Genomic DNA, 17,727 nt, shown 5'->3' with positions numbered 1-17,727 from the left:
ATATATTTTTGGTGAAGAATTTATTGTCCGCTTAATACTCGCGCCGGATCGATATTACTGGCTCGACGCGCCGGATACCAACTGGCAAGTAAACTCAGTAGCAATGCTGTGATCAGGACATAAAATACATCCAGCCAATGCAGTTCAGATGGCAAGAAATCAATGAAGTAGATATCGCCGGACAAGAACTGGTGACCGATTAATTTTTCAATCACGTGGATAATATTGGTCAATTGCCAGGAGGCCAGCACCCCAACAATCACACCACTTACACTACCCAGCAACCCCGCCAGCAGACCGTACCAGACGAAAATGGCGCGAATCAGACCATCTTTTGCCCCAAGGGTACGCAATACAGCAATGTCGCTACTCTTGTCTTTAACCGCCATGACAAGCGTGGAAACGATGTTAAAACAGGCAACGCCGATAACCAGCACCATCGCCAGATACATGATGGCGCGAATCATTTGAATATCGCGATACATATAGCCGTAGGTGCCAATCCAGCTTTTGATATAAACGTAAGCATTAGTCACTTCGCCCGCATCACGCACAAGCTTATTGGCATTGAAGACGTCATTGACCTTGATAGCGATACCGGTGACGCTATCGCCCATATCAAGATAGCTCTGCGCATCAGCCATTGGCACCATTGCCAGGCTGTGGTCAAGCTGACCACTGAGAGCCAGGATTCCAGTGACATGCAGGCGAACACGTTTCGGTTGCAGAAGTTTGGTACCACCATCACTGTTCGGAATCATGATGGAGACCCAGTCGCCCTGCTTCACCTTCAGCGCATCGGCAACACCTTTACCAATAATGATTTGCTGCTGACCCGCTTTAAAATCCTTCCAGCCATTGTTCTGCACATATTCTGGCAACGCGCTCAGGTGAGTTTCCTGCTCCGGATCGACGCCTTTTACCACGATGGCTCGCAGGTTCGCACCGCTTTCCACCAGGCCAGTGAAGTTGATGTATGGCGCAGCTGCAACGATGCCTTTAACCTTCTCGACACGTTGCAACACACCTTTCCAATCGTGGAATGGCTGATTAACCGGCTCGATTTCACCATGTGGCACAACGGCAAGCACGCGATTATTCAGCTCGCGCTCAAAACCGTTCATCGCACTCAGACCCACAATCAGTACCGCTACACCTAATGCGATACCTAACGTGGAGATAATGGAGATGAGAGACACCATGCCGCTGCGACGACGCCCGCGGCTAAAACGTAAACCAATCAGCAGTGACAGTGGCGAAGCCATTAATCGGCTCCCATCAAAGTCAGCTCATGAGTCAGCCGGCCATCTTGCATTTCTAACTGACGAGACATGCGCTTCGCCAGTTTGAGGTCGTGAGTAACCACTAAGAACGCGGTTCCCTGACGCACATTCAGCTCGCCCAGCAGTTCGAAAATGCTATCTGCATTTCGTGCATCGAGGTTACCAGTCGGTTCATCAGCCAATACCAGGCGCGGGTTATTTACCAGCGCACGAGCAATCGCCACACGCTGGCGCTCGCCACCTGACAACTCTGACGGACGGTGATTACTGCGGTGATCAAGCCCTACCGCTTTTAGCATATCCAGAGCACGTTGCTTTGTTTCATCGGTATTCTTTTTGCCGATGAGCAGTGGCATGGCGACGTTTTCCATCGCGGTAAAATCAGGCAGCAAATGGTGGAACTGATAAATAAACCCCAGTTCCCGATTGCGCAGTTCCGCTTTTGCGGAAGAGGACATTGAACTCATTGCTTTGCCATTAAAAATGACATCGCCTGACGTTGGCGTATCCAGGCCGCCCAACAGGTGAAGCAAAGTACTTTTACCAGAACCAGAGCTGCCGACAATCGCCATCAACTCACCGGTATTGATGCTGAAGCTGACATCATGCAACACGTCCGTTTGCACTTTGCCTTCCTGATAGCGTTTGCACAGCTTGTCACACTGCAACAGGACAGAATTACTCATAACGTAAAGCCTCAGCGGGAAGTGTCGCGGCGGCACGCCACGATGGATAAAGCGTGGATAACAAAGCGACAGCCATAGCAATAATCGCAATCACAATAACTTGTACAGGGTCGATAGTGACCGGCAGCGCAGCACCATCGAGCAACGCGCCAATAATCGGCATCAAGTTGTTCAACTGGCTGGCAAGTAGCGCGCCAAGTAACGCACCCAGCAAAGCACCGATAACACCCGCACTCGCCCCCTGCACCATAAACACTGCCATAATTTGGCGACGCGTAAGTCCCTGAGTCTGGAGAATGGCAACTTCGCCTTGTTTCTCCATCACCAGCAAACCGAGCGACGTGATGATGTTAAATGCGGCAACGGCCACAATCAGACTCAACAGCAGCCCCATCATATTTTTTTCCATGCGCACAGCCTGGAACAGCTCACCTTTACGCTCGCGCCAGTCTTTCCACTCGGTCCCTTGAGGCAAGGTTTGCTGGCTCAGGACATCCACCTTGAGTGGTTCAGCCAGCCACAAGCGCCAGCCGGTAATATTGCCTAGCGGGTAACGCATCAGGCGTGATGCATCTTGCTGGTTCACCAGCATTTGATAACCGTCGACTTCACTATTAGCCGCGAAGGTACCAATCACATTAAACAAACGCTGACTTGGTAAACGTCCCATAGGCGTAAACTGACTGGCGGAAGGCACCATCACGCGGATGCTATCGCCACGCTTAATACCCAATTGCCCGGCAAGCTGTTCGCCGAGAATAATGTTGTACTGCCCAGCGACCAGGTCTGTTTGTTTCACGTTGACCAGGAACGGCGAAAGCGGATCTTTTTCTTCCGGATTAACCCCTAGCATGACGCCCACAGCAACGCTGCGCGCACTCTGCAGTACTACGTCACCCGTAGTAATCGGTGCGATTCGCGTAACACCTTCGAGTTTTAGGTCTTTCGCAGGAAGTGTTTCAGGGTTAATAGAACCACTGGTTGAGGTGATTACAGCTTGTGGCATCAAGCCAAGAATGTTGTTTTGCAGCTCACGTTCAAAGCCGTTCATCACGGAAAGCACCGTGACCAGCGCCATTACGCCAAGCGTAATGCCAATAGTCGACAGCCAGGAGACGAAGCGACCGAAGCGGTCAGCTGCTCGCCCACGCATGTAGCGCAGGCCTATAAATAACGCGACAGGTTGATACATGTATTCCGTCTTGTGGCAGTTGCGGATGCAAAGTTGGCAAGAAGTATATAAGCGATACCGCATCAAGTAAATGAAACGTAACGTTTTTTTGATATTTCAGAACATGTGAAATACCAATTAAATCAAACTCATAACATCTTGTTTTCGCTGTAAAGCCGCATCAATTCGATTATTAATTAATCATGCGGAATTTCTGAATTGCGCCTGATTCTTACAAAAACAGACAAATCAGGTAAAAAAATGCCCGACGATCTTCCACCCTGAAAGCAAATACAGGCCAACAGAAGATTAAGCCCGCGCATGAAAAATAAACAACTGTGGATCAACCATATCAAAGGGCTGTGTATCTGCCTTGTCGTTATCTATCACTCAGTGATCACCTTTTACCCGCATTTGACGCAACTCGAAGCTGGTCTGCCTGAATACATTGCGAAAAGCTGGATCTACCTGAATCTCTATCTGGCACCTTTTCGTATGCCAGTGTTCTTCTTTATTTCTGGCTTTTTGATCACTCGCTATATCGAGTCGGTGAAATGGCGTGACTGCGTGGATAAGCGCATCTGGAATATTTTCTATGTCCTGGTTCTATGGGGAGTTTTGCAATGGTTGGGGATTTCGCTTATCAACCAGTGGCTTGCCCCCGACCTGGTACGCAACCCCACGTCTAATGCCGCGTACTCGGAAACCCTGTTGCAATTTGCCACCAGCATGGCAAAAGCCAGCACCAGCCTTTGGTATCTCTATGCGCTGATAATCTATTTCGCGATATTCAAAAGTCTGCGTCGCTATAAAGTTCCGGTCATCATCATGCTGCTTGGAGTAAACGTGGCAATCAGCTTTATGCCGTTACCGTGGTGGGGCATGAACAGCGTGGTGCGCAATATGTGTTATTACGGTTTGGGCGCATGGTTCGGCCCACAATTGATGAAGTGGATGAAAACGACCCATTTCCGCCGACATCCGTTGCTGTGTACGGCAGTCGCTCTGCTCTGCGTGGCGCTGTATCTGGTGAATGTCCCTGTAGTGATTTCCGTGGTGTCTATTTTTGTCATCATGAAGCTGTTTTATATTCTGGATAGTTGGCGCGAGAGCCGTTCCGATGCATTTCTGAATATTGTTGGTTCAAACACCATCGCCATTTACACCACCCACCGTATCATCATCGAAGCGTTGAGTTTGTTTATGATCGGGCAAATTAATGCAGACAGAATCTCCGATAACCTGCTGATCGTCGTTTTACTGGTGTATCCGTTTGTCAGCCTGGCAACCTGCACTCTAATAGGTTTGGGATTCAGGAAATTATCACGCGCGCTATGGGGCGATATGCTTTTTACTCCTCCGGCTAAAATGGCGTACGCGGCTGGCATACGTTAAGCGGTCTCGATTGGGTTGCTAATACAAAACGATCGCGGATAATAAACAACATTGTTTTCGAGTGCTTATCAATACCCTGCAGCTTGATAGATGAAGGGTAAACACGGCGCAACCTGAGAGATGCTGACGTCCACCATGTCTGAAAATTATCGCTATTCCTTACCTGTTAAAGCTGGCGATCAGCGCCAGCTTGGAGAACTCACCGGTTCAGCTTGTGCAACCGAAGTTGCCGAGATCGTCGAGCGCCATAGTGGGCCGGTGGTGCTGATTGCCCCTGATATGCAGAATGCTCTACGCCTGCATGACGAAATTAGCCAGTTTACGGATAGCCTGGTGGTGAATCTTGCCGACTGGGAAACGCTGCCGTACGACAGTTTTTCACCGCATCAGGAAATCATCTCTTCGCGTTTATCCACGCTGTATCAATTGCCAACCATGCAGCGCGGCGTGCTGATATTGCCAGTCAACACCTTGATGCAACGCGTTTGCCCGCATAGTTATTTGCATGGCCACGCGCTAGTGATGAAAAAAGGTCAACGTTTATCGCGTGATAACCTACGTAGCCAATTAGAACAGGCAGGTTACCGCAGCGTTGATCAAGTCATGGAACACGGCGAATTTGCTACCCGTGGTGCATTGCTAGATTTGTACCCGATGGGCAGTGAGCAGCCTTATCGCATCGACTTTTTCGATGATGAAATCGACAGCCTGCGTGTGTTTGATGTCGATACACAGCGCACACTCCAGGAAGTTGATGCCATCAACTTACTCCCTGCTCACGAATTCCCGACCGATAAAACGGCTATTGAGCTGTTCCGTAGCCAATGGCGCGACAAGTTTGACGTGAAGCGCGAGCCTGAGCATATTTACCAGCAAGTCAGTAAAGGCATGCTCCCGGCAGGGATTGAATACTGGCAGCCGCTGTTCTTTAGCGAGCCACTACCGCCGCTGTTCAGCTATTTCCCGAAAAATACCTTGCTGATAAACACCGGCGATATTGAAAGCAGTGCCGAGCGCTTCTGGCAGGATACGTTCGCCCGCTACGAAAACCGTGGTGTTGACCCAATGCGTCCACTGCTGCCACCGGAAAGTCTGTGGCTGCGCGTTGATGAACTCTTCAGCGAGATAAAAGCCTGGCCGCGAATCCAGCTAAAAACCGACTCTCTGGCCGATAAAGCTGCGTTTACCAATCTGGGTTATCGCGCCCTGCCGGATCTTTCTGTTCAGGCGCAGCAAAAAGCGCCGCTCGATAACCTGCGTAAATTCCTTGAGTCTTTCGCCGGGCCGGTAGTGTTTTCCGTAGAAAGCGAAGGCCGCCGCGAAGCATTGGGCGAGCTGTTAGCTCGCATTAAAGTGGCACCAAAACGTATTTACCGCCTCGATGAAGTGACGGATAAAGGCCGCTACTTAATGCTTGGCTCCAGTGAGCATGGTTTTATCGACACGCTGCGCAACCGCACGTTGATTTGTGAAAGCGATCTGCTGGGTGAGCGCGTTAGTCGTCGACGTCAGGACAGCCGTCGCACCATTAACCCGGATACGTTGATTCGTAACCTCGCAGAGCTGCGTACCGGGCAACCGGTTGTGCATCTTGAACATGGCGTTGGCCGATATGCGGGTTTAACTACCCTTGAAGCGGGTGGCATAACAGCTGAATATTTGATGCTGACCTATCATGGCGATGCAAAACTGTACGTGCCGGTTTCGTCGCTACATTTGATTAGCCGCTATGCAGGCGGTGCCGAAGAAAACGCGCCACTGCATAAACTCGGCAGCGATGCATGGTCCCGTGCGCGCCAGAAAGCGGCAGAAAAAGTGCGCGATGTTGCTGCTGAACTGCTGGATATTTACGCGCAACGCGCTGCCAAAGAGGGCTTTGCCTTTAAGCATGACCGCGAGCAGTATCAGTTGTTCTGCGACGCCTTCCCATTTGAAACCACACCCGATCAGGCACAAGCCATCAATGCGGTATTAAGCGATATGTGCCGCCCGCTGGCGATGGACCGGCTGGTATGTGGTGACGTGGGCTTTGGTAAAACCGAAGTCGCCATGCGCGCCGCATTCCTTGCGGTTGAAAACCATAAGCAAGTTGCGGTGCTGGTGCCAACCACCCTGCTTGCCCAGCAGCATCTCGACAACTTCCGTGACCGCTTCGCCAACTGGCCAGTGCGCATTGAAATGCTGTCACGTTTCCGTACGGCTAAAGAGCAGGCGCAAATCCTCGAAGAAGCACGAGAAGGGAAAGTCGATATTCTGATCGGTACGCATAAGCTATTGCAGAATGACGTGAAGATGAAAGATCTCGGCCTGCTGATTGTCGACGAAGAACACCGCTTTGGTGTGCGTCATAAAGAGCGCATCAAAGCCATGCGTGCCGATGTCGATATCCTGACGCTAACTGCCACACCAATTCCACGTACGCTGAATATGGCAATGAGCGGAATGCGCGATTTGTCGATTATCGCAACGCCTCCGGCACGCCGACTGGCAGTTAAAACCTTCGTTCGCGAGTACGACAGTCTGGTGGTTCGCGAAGCAATCTTGCGTGAAGTGCTGCGTGGTGGCCAGGTCTACTATCTCTATAACGATGTAGAAAACATCCAGAAAGCAGCAGATCGCCTCGCCGAGCTTGTACCGGAAGCACGTATTACTATCGGCCACGGCCAAATGCGTGAGCGCGAGCTAGAACGAGTGATGAACGACTTCCACCACCAGCGGTTTAACGTGCTGGTGTGTACCACGATCATCGAAACGGGTATCGATATTCCGACCGCCAATACCATCATTATTGAACGTGCAGACCATTTCGGTCTCGCACAGTTACACCAGTTGCGTGGCCGCGTCGGGCGTTCGCATCACCAGGCTTATGCATGGCTTCTGACACCACATCCGAAAGCAATGACCACCGATGCGCAGAAACGCCTGGAAGCTATCGCATCGCTAGAAGACCTGGGTGCGGGCTTTGCGCTGGCGACTCACGATCTTGAAATTCGCGGTGCGGGTGAATTACTTGGCGAAGGCCAGAGTGGTTCGATGGAATCAATCGGGTTCTCGCTGTACATGGAGATGCTGGAAAACGCCGTCGATGCGCTTAAAGAGGGTCGCGAGCCGTCACTTGAGGATTTGACCAGTAGCCAAACCGAAGTTGAACTGCGTATGCCCGCGTTGTTGCCGGATGATTTCATCCCGGACGTCAACACCCGTCTGTCGTTCTATAAGCGCATTGCCAGTGCCAAAACGGCGCATGAGCTTGATGAATTAAAAGTGGAATTGATTGACCGTTTTGGCCTGTTGCCGGATGCCGCTCGTAATCTGCTGGATATTGCGGCATTGCGCCAGCAGGCACAAAAACTCGGCGTACGTAAGATTGAAGGCCATGATAAAGGTGGTGTGATTGAGTTTGCTGAGAAAAACCACGTTGACCCGGTTTGGTTGATTGGTTTGCTGCAAAAACAGCCGCAACATTACCGTCTGGATGGGCCAACCCGACTCAAATTTATTGAAGACCTCGCAGATCGTAAAGCGCGTATGGACTGGGTACGTAACTTTATGCATCAGTTGGCGCAGAACGCTGTAGCGTAGTTCTCATGATGGCGGGTAGCGCTTGCGCTTACCCGCCATCCCCCATTTAATCGTAACATTTACACATCCTTTCAATCCGCCAGGATTTCCCGACATCCCCCCCTGCCATAATCATCGATTAACTTTTTTATAACATTAACCATAATATTTATAGGGTTTATCGTGATTACCTCTTTGAGCGTTTTATCATCTCGCAAGGCACGCGCCATGCGTTGGCTGGCGTCGATTATGCTGCTTAGCGCAGCATTCACCGCTTTTAACGCGAATGCCAACTCTTATCCTCTGCCAGCACAAGGCAGCCGTCTTATCGGTCAGAACTTTTTCCATGAGGTAAAAGATGACGGTGGTTCACTTGAGGCTATCGCAAAAAAATACAATGTTGGCTTCCTTGCTTTATTACAGGCCAACCCTGGTGTGGATCCCTATGTTCCCCGTGCGGGCAGTGTTTTGACCATTCCGAGCCAAATGATATTGCCGGATGCGCCACGTGAAGGGCTGGTTCTCAATCTTGCCGAGCTACGCGTTTACTATTATCCCAAAGGAAAGAACAGCGTGACGGTTTATCCGATTGGTATCGGCCAACTTGGCGGTGATACGGTAACGCCAACGATGGTGACCAGTGTTTCAGATAAACGAGCCAATCCAACCTGGACTCCAACTGCAAATATTCGCGCTCGTTACCTGGCAAATGGCATCAAGCTTCCAGCTGTTGTTCCTGCCGGGCCGGAGAACCCAATGGGTCACCATGCGATTCGTCTCGCAGCCTTTGGTGGTGTTTATCTGCTGCACGGAACTAACGCAGATTTCGGCATTGGTATGCGTGTCAGCTCGGGCTGTATTCGTCTGCGTGATGACGATATTAAAGCGCTGTATAAAGATATGCCTGTCGGAACGCCCGTTCGCATTATTAATACCGCGATTAAAACGTCCATCGAGCCAGATGGCAGACGTTTAGTTGAGGTACATCAGCCACTGTCGAAAAATATTAATGATGATCCTCAAGTGCTGCCGATTACGCTGACTGAACAAATGAAACAGTTCCAGGCCGCACCTGAAACTGATGCGACAGTTATGGAACAGGCGATGCAACACCGCTCGGGCATGCCAATTGAAGTCAACGCGCATACTGTAGCGACGAACGAAATCTGATTATCACGGTCGTTCGGAATAGAACAAAGGCCCTGTTTTTCAACAGGGCCTTTTTTATTGAATTGGCGTTATAAAGTGGCGCTACCCGATGAGCTTACTCAAGGGTTTGTCAGCGCTACCAACACCGCTGCAACTTGAAGTATGAAGGGAATGCTTATTTATAAATTACCGCAGTACCGTGCAAAGTGTTCGGGCCGGTAACTGAAGTAATACGGAATGAGCTGGCACCCATTTGATCGGCTTTCTCAGCCAGTTGATCTTCCAGCGAACCCAGGTTTGTCCCCGCAGTTGCGGTGATTGTGCCGACTTTCTGTTGACCGGTTGGCGTCGCCTGAACTTCAACAGCCGCAAAACTTGCAAAAGACAGGGAGCTAAGAACAGCAGCAACGATCAGAGTTTTTACGTTTTTCATGTTATTTACCTTGAGCAGATTATTTGGAAGACCGTTAAATCTATTTACTTAACGTTCGATAAGTAAATATTAAACGTGATCTGAATCACGGTCAAATAATTTTTATAATGATCGTTAATTATTTTATAAAAACACTATTTTTCATAAAGATAGAATTAATTTATTTTTATACCTAAAGCCTCTGGCTCCTACATGATATTATTTTTATAATGATCGTTCACTAAACAGACAAAGGTTAAACGGTTCCCATGTCCACTGACACTAGTTGCATTAAAAAAAGCCGTGGCCGACCGAAGGTGTTTGATAGGGAAGCTGCACTTGACAAGGCCATGGCTTTGTTCTGGAAACACGGCTACGAAGCCACCTCTATGGCACATTTAGTTGAAGCAACAGGTGCAAAAGCGCCAACGCTTTATGCAGAGTTCACCAACAAAGAAGGTATGTTCAAGGCAGTATTAGATCGCTATATCGCACGAGTAACGCAGCAGCGTGAGACTTGCCTTTATTGCGAAGATCGTACTCTGGAACAGACCCTGGAAGATTATCTCTCTTTGCTGGCAGAGATGTTTACTGACAAAGAGACACCATCAGGCTGCTTTATGATATGTACCTCTGCGGTGCTGGCCGTCTCTTCGGAAGATATCTCCGCGATGATAAAAATGCGTCAGTCGATGCAGGAAGCAACTCTGGTTCACTTCCTTGAGCAGCGACAGCAAAAAGGTGAAATTCCGGCAACCACAAGCGTACGCAATCTGGCGAAATATCTCTGTTGTATCATTCAGGGGATGTCGATCAGTGCAATCGAAAATGCCAGCTATGAAGAGCTGATGCAGATCGTGAAAACCACACTACGATTGTTGCCGGAACTAAAGAAAATCTAACCATGGGCGGCTTTGCCGCCCTTTTTGTATTAACGCTCTCGCCCTTTGCTCCAGTAGGCCATAAAGTTGATAGCGTCATGGCTCACACCGCATTCTCCAATTAAGTAACGGCGCAGCATTTTCACAACCGATGATTCCGCCGCAACCCAGCCGTAAAAAGCGTTACTGGCCGTTGTGGCTTTATCCCACAACAGTTCACCTTCAGCTTCTTCATTAACTGTTTCTGTAATCCCCGCAGCTGTAGGGAGTTTGGCACATTCACTCACCGCCTTGAGTAAGCACTCCCCATGCCTTGCGTTGACAGCCTTTCGCGGCAACCAATGAATTTTCGCAAAACCAAATTCACTTAAATCCACGCAATCCCCCTGCTCCGGGACTTCAAAAAACGCCTGAATTTCTGGCGGATCTTGCTGTTTCGACAGAAGTTCAAGTATGCCTCGCGCCGCAGGCATTGCAGTTTCATCAGCAATAATTAACCCCTGGCGCAAACCCGCAGGTGGCGTCCATTCATAACCGCCGCTGTCTGCCGGGTAATCGGCATTCGGTGCGACAATTTGTATTTTTTCACCGGGTTGCGAGCTAATCGCCCATGCGGAGGCAGGCCCTTCCGTGCCGTGACTGACGAATTCAACCGTCACTTGCTGACGCTCGCGGTCAACGTGGCGCAAGGTATAAGTGCGCACAATCGGCCGCTTTTCTTTGGGTAATTCTTGCAGCAACGAATACCACTGCCCATGTTCTGGCAAGCTCGGAATTGAGCCATCTTCAGACGGGAACAACATTTTGATTCGCTGGTCGGGTGAATCACATTTCATGTTTGCCACATCCGGACCGCCGAATACCAGACTCAACAGCGAAGGTGAAACGTGTGATTTATGCAATAGCTGCACATTAAACAATCTGTAGCTTTGTACCTCTGCCATTTCAACTCCTTTGCCTGGGCTTGCCATCAACAAATAAATAACCCACAGAAATCATATGATTATTCATAAGATTAATTTGAGAAATACTATCAATTGAGATTGATAATGAGAACTGTTATCGGCAGAATTCAGCTCGTTCTTATTTCAAAACATTTTCAAATGTTAATATTTCCCCATCCAAGGAATGATGATGATGCATAACAACGCACGCTGGGTGCTTAACCCGTTGCTTCTGGCGATGATGGCCCCGGCTTTCGCGCAGCAAACTTCCGAAGAAAATATTCTGGTTTCTGCGAACCGTATGCACCGTACGGTAGCTGAAATGGCGCAGACCACCTGGGTTATTGAAGGTACCGAGCTTGAGCAACAGATTCAGGGAGGCAAGGAGCTGAAAGACGCACTTGCACAGTTAATTCCCGGTCTGGATGTCAGCAGCCAAAGCCGTACCAATTACGGTATGAACATGCGTGGCCGTTCTATCGTGGTTTTAGTGGATGGCGTTCGTCTGAACTCTTCCCGTACCGATAGCCGCCAACTCGACTCTATCGACCCTTTTAACATCGAACACATCGAAGTTATCTCTGGTGCAACTTCGCTGTATGGCGGTGGTAGTACTGGCGGTCTGATTAATATCGTGACGAAAAAGGGCCAGCCTGACACTCAGGTCGAATTTGAAACTGGGATTAAGTCTGGTTTTAACAGCAGCAAAGATCATGATGAACGTGTCGCCAGCGCCATTTCTGGCGGTAACGATAATGCCTCTGGCCGTTTATCTGTGGCTTATCAGAAATTTGGTGGCTGGTTTGATGGTAACGGCGACCAGACCTTGCTTGATAACACGCAAACCGGTTTACAGTATTCCGACCGCCTGGATGTGATGGGTACCGGCACGATAAACATTGATGAAACCCAGCAACTGCAGGTGGTGACACAATATTATAAGAGCCAGGGAGACGATGATTACGGGCTGAATCTGGGTGAAAACTTTTCCGCAGTGACCGGTAATGGCAAAGCGTTTGTCAGTGACAATCTTAATTCTGACCGCATTCCTGGTACCGAACGCCATCTGATTAGCCTGCAATACTCCAACAGCGACTTCCTCGGCCAGGAAGTGGTTGGGCAGATTTACTATCGTGATGAGTCTCTGACCTTCTATCCTTTCCCGACGCTAACGCGTGGAGCCGTAACCAGTTTCTCGGCCTCCCAGCAGGATACCGATCAGTACGGTGCGAAACTGGCTCTGACCAGCCAACCGCTGGATGGCTGGCAGATTACCTATGGCGTCGATGCCGATCACGAGAGCTTTACCTCGAACCAGATGTTCTTTGATCTCGCAAAAGCCAATGCTTCTGGTGGCCTGAATAACCAGAGCATTTACACCACCGGTCGTTATCCGGGTTACACCATCACTAACCTCGCTCCGTTCCTGCAAAGCAGTTATGACATCAACGAACTGTTTACCCTGAGCGGCGGCGTGCGCTATCAGTGGACTGAGAACAAAGTCGATGACTTTGTTGGCTTTACTCAGCAACAAGGTATTGCAAACGGCATCGCTCAGTCTGCAGACGCAATCCCTGGCGGCAGCACGGATTATGACAATGCGTTATTCAATGCCGGTCTGTTAATGCATATTACTGACCGCCAGCAAGCGTGGTTTAACTTCTCGCAAGGTGTGGAGCTTCCTGACCCTGGCAAATACTACGGTAATGGCACTTACCGACTGGTGAATGGCCATTATCAACTGGTAAATAGCGTGAATGTCGGGCAGTCAAAACTTCAGGGGATCAAGGTCGATTCTTATGAGCTGGGTTGGCGTTATACCGGCGATAACCTGCGCAGCCAAATTGCGGCGTACTACTCGTTGTCTGACAAGTCCATCTCCATCAACCGTGCAGATATGACCATCAATGTGGAAGATGACAAGCGCCGTATTTACGGTGTTGAAGGTGCTGTGGATTACTTTATTCCAGACTCGAACTGGAGCACCGGCGTTAACTTCAACGTGCTTAAGTCTGAAACTAAAGTGGATGGCAAATGGCAGAAATGGGACGTGATTTACGCAAGCCCTTCAAAAGCCACCGCGTATGTTGGCTGGGCGCCAGATCCATGGAGCCTGCGCGTTCAAAGCCAGCAGACCTTTGATTTAACCGATGCCAGCGACAATAAGATCAATGGTTATAACACCGTCGACTTTATTGGCAGCTACGCTCTACCGTTAGGCAAACTCAGCTTCAGCATCGAAAACCTGCTGGATAAAGACTACACCACCGTGTGGGGCCAGCGCGCACCATTGCTTTACAGCCCAACTTACGGCAGCCCTTCGCTGTACGAATATAAAGGACGTGGGCGCACTTACGGTGTGAATTACTCCCTGCAATTCTAAATTGACCACAATAGGCTGGCTAAAAACCAGCCTATTTTTACTCTCCTACACAAAATCCTTCTCGACCAAAACCCAGTAGTCATTTAAAACATAGGGACTCTAATGATAGGTACAGCTTATATTTGGTAGGATTATCTTATGTTGGCAGGTTTAATCGGTTTAGGTCCAGTCATCGAAACAGCATATCTTCCGGCGCTACGCCGCATCTCTCCCCCCTTGCTCGAATGTTACGGTTATGACGCTGACCCAGCGCGTCAGATTGACGGCATTACCCGTTGTGATTCCCTGGATGCACTTTTAGCAATGCCGCTCGACGTGGTGCTAATCACGACTTCTTCTCTGCATCACCTTCCCGTGCTTGAGCGAGTCTTGCAAAGTGATGTGCCCGCGATTGTGGTAGAAAAACCGGTTGCTGCCACGCTGGCACAACTTGAGACACTTAAAAAGCTGCTCGCGAAACCAAAAAATACCGCGCGTGTTTTGGCTTTGGATCACTGGATGGTTCGTACTCAAGCCTGTAATCACATTCACAACATCAATGAAATAAAGTGCATCGAAGGTTTTCTACTGGAGCCAAGTGGTTTTAATGCCGCGGGTGAACCTATTGCCCTGAACTTTGCAACGGGTGAAGCGGACACCCGCCAGTTGCGTCATCCTGACGGTGTCATTGTGGATATCGGCACACATACTCTCGCTATGATGCGTGAAACTGTTCATCAGTTAGGTGGCAATGACCAGCTCACGGTGGAGCTCAGTTACGCACGCGACCGTCTGGGGAATGCAATTGCGGCGGGTGACTTCACTACCGCGGAAGGTGAAGCGCTGTTAACCGGAACGATGAGCGGCATTCCCTTTACGCTCCATCTTAATAAATATGCCGGGCCTGCTGGCGGCCAAAAAGGGATGCGAATTCATCTTCATGACGGGCACATTATCAATATCGATCGTCAAGGTTTGAATGAGGTAGTTGAACGGATTTCTGAACAGGGAACCGAGCGTAACACCCTCGCAGGGCCGCTTTACGACCGTTGTTTGCATGATGTCGTCTTTGGCGAGCAAAGGCTGTTCTTGCGCACGCCTGAAGAAATACCAGCCTACACTCAGCGCCGGATAGCAGAAGTTACTGCGTTGCTGGAGTTGCAACAGCAGCTACGCGGCACACATTGATGGGATTTTCAGGGAGCGAAAGAACAACTTTATGGGTTGCCAGAGACCGGCCATTTGTTTGTGGAAAATATTTGACTGATCGTTCCATAATCAATACTATGCCGCTTCAACTCATTTCGAGTCACCCTTCCCTATGAGTGTCGAAAAACCAACTTATCCTGGTCGTCCAAGAACGTTCGAAGACAAGGATGTCATTGATGCCGCTGTAGCTGTTTTTAGTACTCATGGTTACGCGGGCACCTCTGCGCAAGATTTATGCAATGGCACCGGATTAGGGCGGGGAAGCTTATATAATGCCTTTGGTAGCAAGCAGGCTCTGTATGAGCAAGCTTTGTTGCGTAGCCATGAGCAAACAATGTCGGCACAGCTAGCAATTCTTACACAATCTGGTCCGGTGAAAGAACGATTACATACCCTTCTGCTCTGGGGTATTACCGAAGATCTCTCGCAGCCAGAACAACATGATGCAATGGTCCTTTTTTCTGCTCTGGAGCAAGGCAGTAAAGACGGAACAGTTGCCAACCTGAACAGGGAATATCGCCAGCGTTTAGAACAAACTTTGGTATTGGTATTTTCCGAGGGTCAACAGAATGGTGAACTAAGCAATAAAGCTTCTGCTATAGAAATGGCAAGAGGTTTTATGGCGGGTTACTATGGTTTACGTGTTCTAAGCAAAAATATTTCAGATAGAAAAACCCTCGAAGATGTCGTCGTTGGCCTGTTAATCAACTTGTAATTTCCATCTAAAACATTCATCTATTTTCACCTTTCATTTTGTAACGATCATTCCAATACATGGAGAAAATTAAAAATTATGCCGTTAGTTGTTTATATTTTAGGGTTGGCTATTTTTTCACTTGGCACTGCTGAATTAATGGTAGCGGGTATGATGTCTACCCTATCAGAAGCATTCGATATTACGGTGGGTGAAGTCGGGCATCTCATCTCTTATTATGCTTTTGGCGTGATGCTGGGCGGCCCAATATTAACCTACGTTTTTCTAAAATTTAAAGCTCCCTATAGAACAACATTATTATGGCTATTAGGGCTGTATGTTATCGTTCAAGGATTCAGTGCGTTTGTCTCGGATTACAATGTTCTGGTGGTAATACGAATTGTGACGGGTATTTTGTGCGCGGGTTGTTTGAGTCTGTCTTTGGCAACAAGCATGGCACTCGTGCCAGTGGAGAGCCGTCCACGCGCGGCTTCAATCGTCATCGCTGGCTTTATGGTATCTAACGTTTTTGGCGTCCCGCTTGCGACTATCATTGATCAGCAATGGGGCTGGCGAATGAGCTTTGGATTAGTCGCCATTCTTGTCTTCATATGCCTGTGCGCATTAATGCGTTTACTACCGCCTATGGCTGGCGGTAGTACCATCAAAATGGCAGAAGAAATCAAAGCCTTTAAAAACAAAGCTTACTGGAAAGCCTGTACCACAAGCTGCTTAATTTTAGGTGCCAGTTTCGCAGCCTTTAGTTATTTCGTACCCGTATTGGTTGATGTGTCTGATTTTAATATGCAGACAGTTCCCTTTATTCTGATGCTCTATGGGCTGGCGAACATTGTGGGTAATATGATAACCGGAAGGCTGGCATATCGTCATAGCTTAGCCATTATGGTTGTCGGGTTAATTGTTTTAAGCATTTCATTATTAGGTATGGCCTTATTTGCACAATATCAATCGATTGCAATTCTGGCAGTCATATTTATCGGTTTATCTGGCGTTCCTATGAATCCGGCTATGATGGCACGTATTGTTAGTGTGGCTCATCCAGGTCCGATGGTAAATGCGGTTCATACTTCGGTAATTAATATTGGTTTGGGTGGCGGTTCTTATTTAGGTGGAATGGCTATTTCATCTGGGTATGGATTACGTTCAGCTTTATGGATTGGTCTGATATTAGCTCTTCTGGCTTTATTGTCTGTTTTACCTTATGCACGCCGTGGAAAACAGGGATGGAATTAATCTACTGAATCGTAACTAAAACGCCCGGTTCATTAATGAACCGGGCGTTTAGCGATCAATTTAAAACAGTTAGATTTTGTTTAAAACTAACTGGCCATTGTCATTGAGCGGAATCTGCGTACCAGGGTCTTTATCCATACGAATTTTGCCCTGCTGATCGCCAATGCGATAAGTTACGTCATAACCGATCATTTTCTCTGATTTGTCATAGACGGTTTTGCATTTCTGCTGGCTAGTTGTGTAGGTGTCGCGGTCTTGCATTGCGCCCTGAACCTGGTTACCTGCGTAACCACCACCTAATGCACCGGCCACCGTTGCAACATCTTTACCACGGCCGCCACCAAACTGATGGCCAATCACGCCGCCAGCAACCGCACCCAACGCGGAACCGAGCAGACGGTTTTCATCCTGAACCGGACGCCGATGAGTGGTGGTAACGTTACGGCATTCCTGGCGTGGTGTTTTTACTGTTTCCTTAATTGGTGTCGCTGACACCACCTGTGCGTACTGAGGGCCACGGTCAAAAACATTCATGCTGGCAACCGCTGCCAGACCCAGTGCTGCGGCCACACCGATACCTATACCCGCTAACATTGATTTATTCACAGGACATCCTCCTGATTGTGCAATTGCTTACAATTTTGCAGCCAAAGGAGGCTTTCCACAAATCAGACAACGGATGAAAAATGCGGATTCATAGGCAGAAACTATGTGTTTGAGAGAAAT

At 48.9% G+C, this 17,727-nt stretch carries 14 protein-coding genes; 8 read left to right on the top strand and 6 right to left on the bottom strand.

The genetic code is table 11. From position 1 onward, the window contains the following. Positions 1 to 20: 20 nt before the first annotated feature. From lolE to lolC, 3 genes are read right to left on the bottom strand one after another with little or no spacing between them, the layout of a single operon-like run. Positions 21 to 1,265 (bottom strand): lipoprotein-releasing ABC transporter permease subunit LolE, encoded by a 1,245-nt coding sequence (gene lolE, locus LVQ76_RS10845; protein WP_134183432.1) that lies wholly within the window; start codon positions 1,263 to 1,265, stop codon positions 21 to 23. Continuing rightward, positions 1,265 to 1,969, bottom strand: coding sequence for a lipoprotein-releasing ABC transporter ATP-binding protein LolD (lolD, locus tag LVQ76_RS10840; protein ID WP_064517961.1), 705 nt, complete (start codon positions 1,967 to 1,969; stop codon positions 1,265 to 1,267). Before lolD ends, lolE begins: the two co-directional genes overlap by 1 nt. Next, on the bottom strand, positions 1,962 to 3,161 hold the full coding sequence (lolC, locus tag LVQ76_RS10835; RefSeq protein WP_232921610.1) for a lipoprotein-releasing ABC transporter permease subunit LolC: 1,200 nt from the start codon (positions 3,159 to 3,161) through the stop codon (positions 1,962 to 1,964). Before lolC ends, lolD begins: the two co-directional genes overlap by 8 nt. 300 nt (positions 3,162 to 3,461) lie before the next feature. On the opposite strand from lolC, the gene LVQ76_RS10830 reads away from it, so the two are divergent. The 3 genes from LVQ76_RS10830 (at position 3,462) to ldtC (ending at position 9,266) form a co-directional block, all read left to right on the top strand. Continuing rightward, on the top strand, positions 3,462 to 4,535 hold the full coding sequence (locus LVQ76_RS10830; RefSeq protein WP_232921609.1) for an acyltransferase family protein: 1,074 nt from the start codon (positions 3,462 to 3,464) through the stop codon (positions 4,533 to 4,535). Positions 4,536 to 4,670: 135 nt separating this feature from the next. Continuing rightward, positions 4,671 to 8,117 carry a transcription-repair coupling factor gene (gene mfd, locus LVQ76_RS10825; protein WP_232921722.1) on the top strand — a complete coding sequence of 1,149 codons (3,447 nt, stop codon included), beginning with the start codon at positions 4,671 to 4,673 and terminating at the stop codon, positions 8,115 to 8,117. Between the two features lie 207 nt (positions 8,118 to 8,324). Then, the gene (gene ldtC, locus LVQ76_RS10820; protein WP_232921608.1) at positions 8,325 to 9,266 is read left to right on the top strand and encodes a L,D-transpeptidase LdtC; all 942 of its coding nucleotides are present in this window, start codon (positions 8,325 to 8,327) and stop codon (positions 9,264 to 9,266) included. Positions 9,267 to 9,420: 154 nt separating this feature from the next. Here the strand turns inward: ldtC and bhsA are convergent, their stop codons facing one another. Further along, positions 9,421 to 9,678 carry a multiple stress resistance protein BhsA gene (bhsA, locus tag LVQ76_RS10815; RefSeq protein ID WP_232865522.1) on the bottom strand — a complete coding sequence of 86 codons (258 nt, stop codon included), beginning with the start codon at positions 9,676 to 9,678 and terminating at the stop codon, positions 9,421 to 9,423. A gap of 248 nt (positions 9,679 to 9,926) precedes the next feature. Between bhsA and LVQ76_RS10810 the strand changes: the two genes are divergently transcribed. Next, positions 9,927 to 10,559, top strand: a complete 633-nt coding sequence (locus tag LVQ76_RS10810) for a TetR/AcrR family transcriptional regulator (protein ID WP_232865523.1) — start codon at positions 9,927 to 9,929, stop codon at positions 10,557 to 10,559. Between the two features lie 29 nt (positions 10,560 to 10,588). Here LVQ76_RS10810 and LVQ76_RS10805 read toward each other — a convergent pair whose 3' ends face one another. Continuing rightward, positions 10,589 to 11,482 carry a siderophore-interacting protein gene (locus LVQ76_RS10805; protein ID WP_232903857.1) on the bottom strand — a complete coding sequence of 298 codons (894 nt, stop codon included), beginning with the start codon at positions 11,480 to 11,482 and terminating at the stop codon, positions 10,589 to 10,591. Between the two features lie 193 nt (positions 11,483 to 11,675). Between LVQ76_RS10805 and LVQ76_RS10800 the strand changes: the two genes are divergently transcribed. From LVQ76_RS10800 to LVQ76_RS10785, 4 genes are all read left to right on the top strand, one after another. Continuing rightward, a complete protein-coding gene (locus LVQ76_RS10800) occupies positions 11,676 to 13,865 on the top strand; it encodes a TonB-dependent siderophore receptor (protein ID WP_370640074.1) in 2,190 nt (729 codons plus the stop codon). A gap of 138 nt (positions 13,866 to 14,003) precedes the next feature. After that, positions 14,004 to 15,032, top strand: coding sequence for a Gfo/Idh/MocA family oxidoreductase (locus LVQ76_RS10795; RefSeq protein WP_232921606.1), 1,029 nt, complete (start codon positions 14,004 to 14,006; stop codon positions 15,030 to 15,032). A 133-nt stretch (positions 15,033 to 15,165) separates the two neighbouring features. Then, positions 15,166 to 15,768 (top strand): TetR/AcrR family transcriptional regulator, encoded by a 603-nt coding sequence (locus LVQ76_RS10790; protein WP_064517944.1) that lies wholly within the window; start codon positions 15,166 to 15,168, stop codon positions 15,766 to 15,768. 78 nt (positions 15,769 to 15,846) lie between these two features. Continuing rightward, on the top strand, positions 15,847 to 17,001 hold the full coding sequence (locus LVQ76_RS10785; protein ID WP_232921605.1) for an MFS transporter: 1,155 nt from the start codon (positions 15,847 to 15,849) through the stop codon (positions 16,999 to 17,001). Positions 17,002 to 17,070: 69 nt separating this feature from the next. Here the strand turns inward: LVQ76_RS10785 and LVQ76_RS10780 are convergent, their stop codons facing one another. Further along, the gene (locus LVQ76_RS10780) at positions 17,071 to 17,607 is read right to left on the bottom strand and encodes a glycine zipper 2TM domain-containing protein (protein ID WP_232921604.1); all 537 of its coding nucleotides are present in this window, start codon (positions 17,605 to 17,607) and stop codon (positions 17,071 to 17,073) included. Positions 17,608 to 17,727 lie beyond the last annotated feature (120 nt).

This window comes from Buttiauxella cochleicola (assembly GCF_021283185.1).
Lineage (GTDB): Bacteria > Pseudomonadota > Gammaproteobacteria > Enterobacterales > Enterobacteriaceae > Buttiauxella > Buttiauxella massiliensis.
This window is presented reverse-complemented; position numbering and strand designations above follow the sequence as displayed.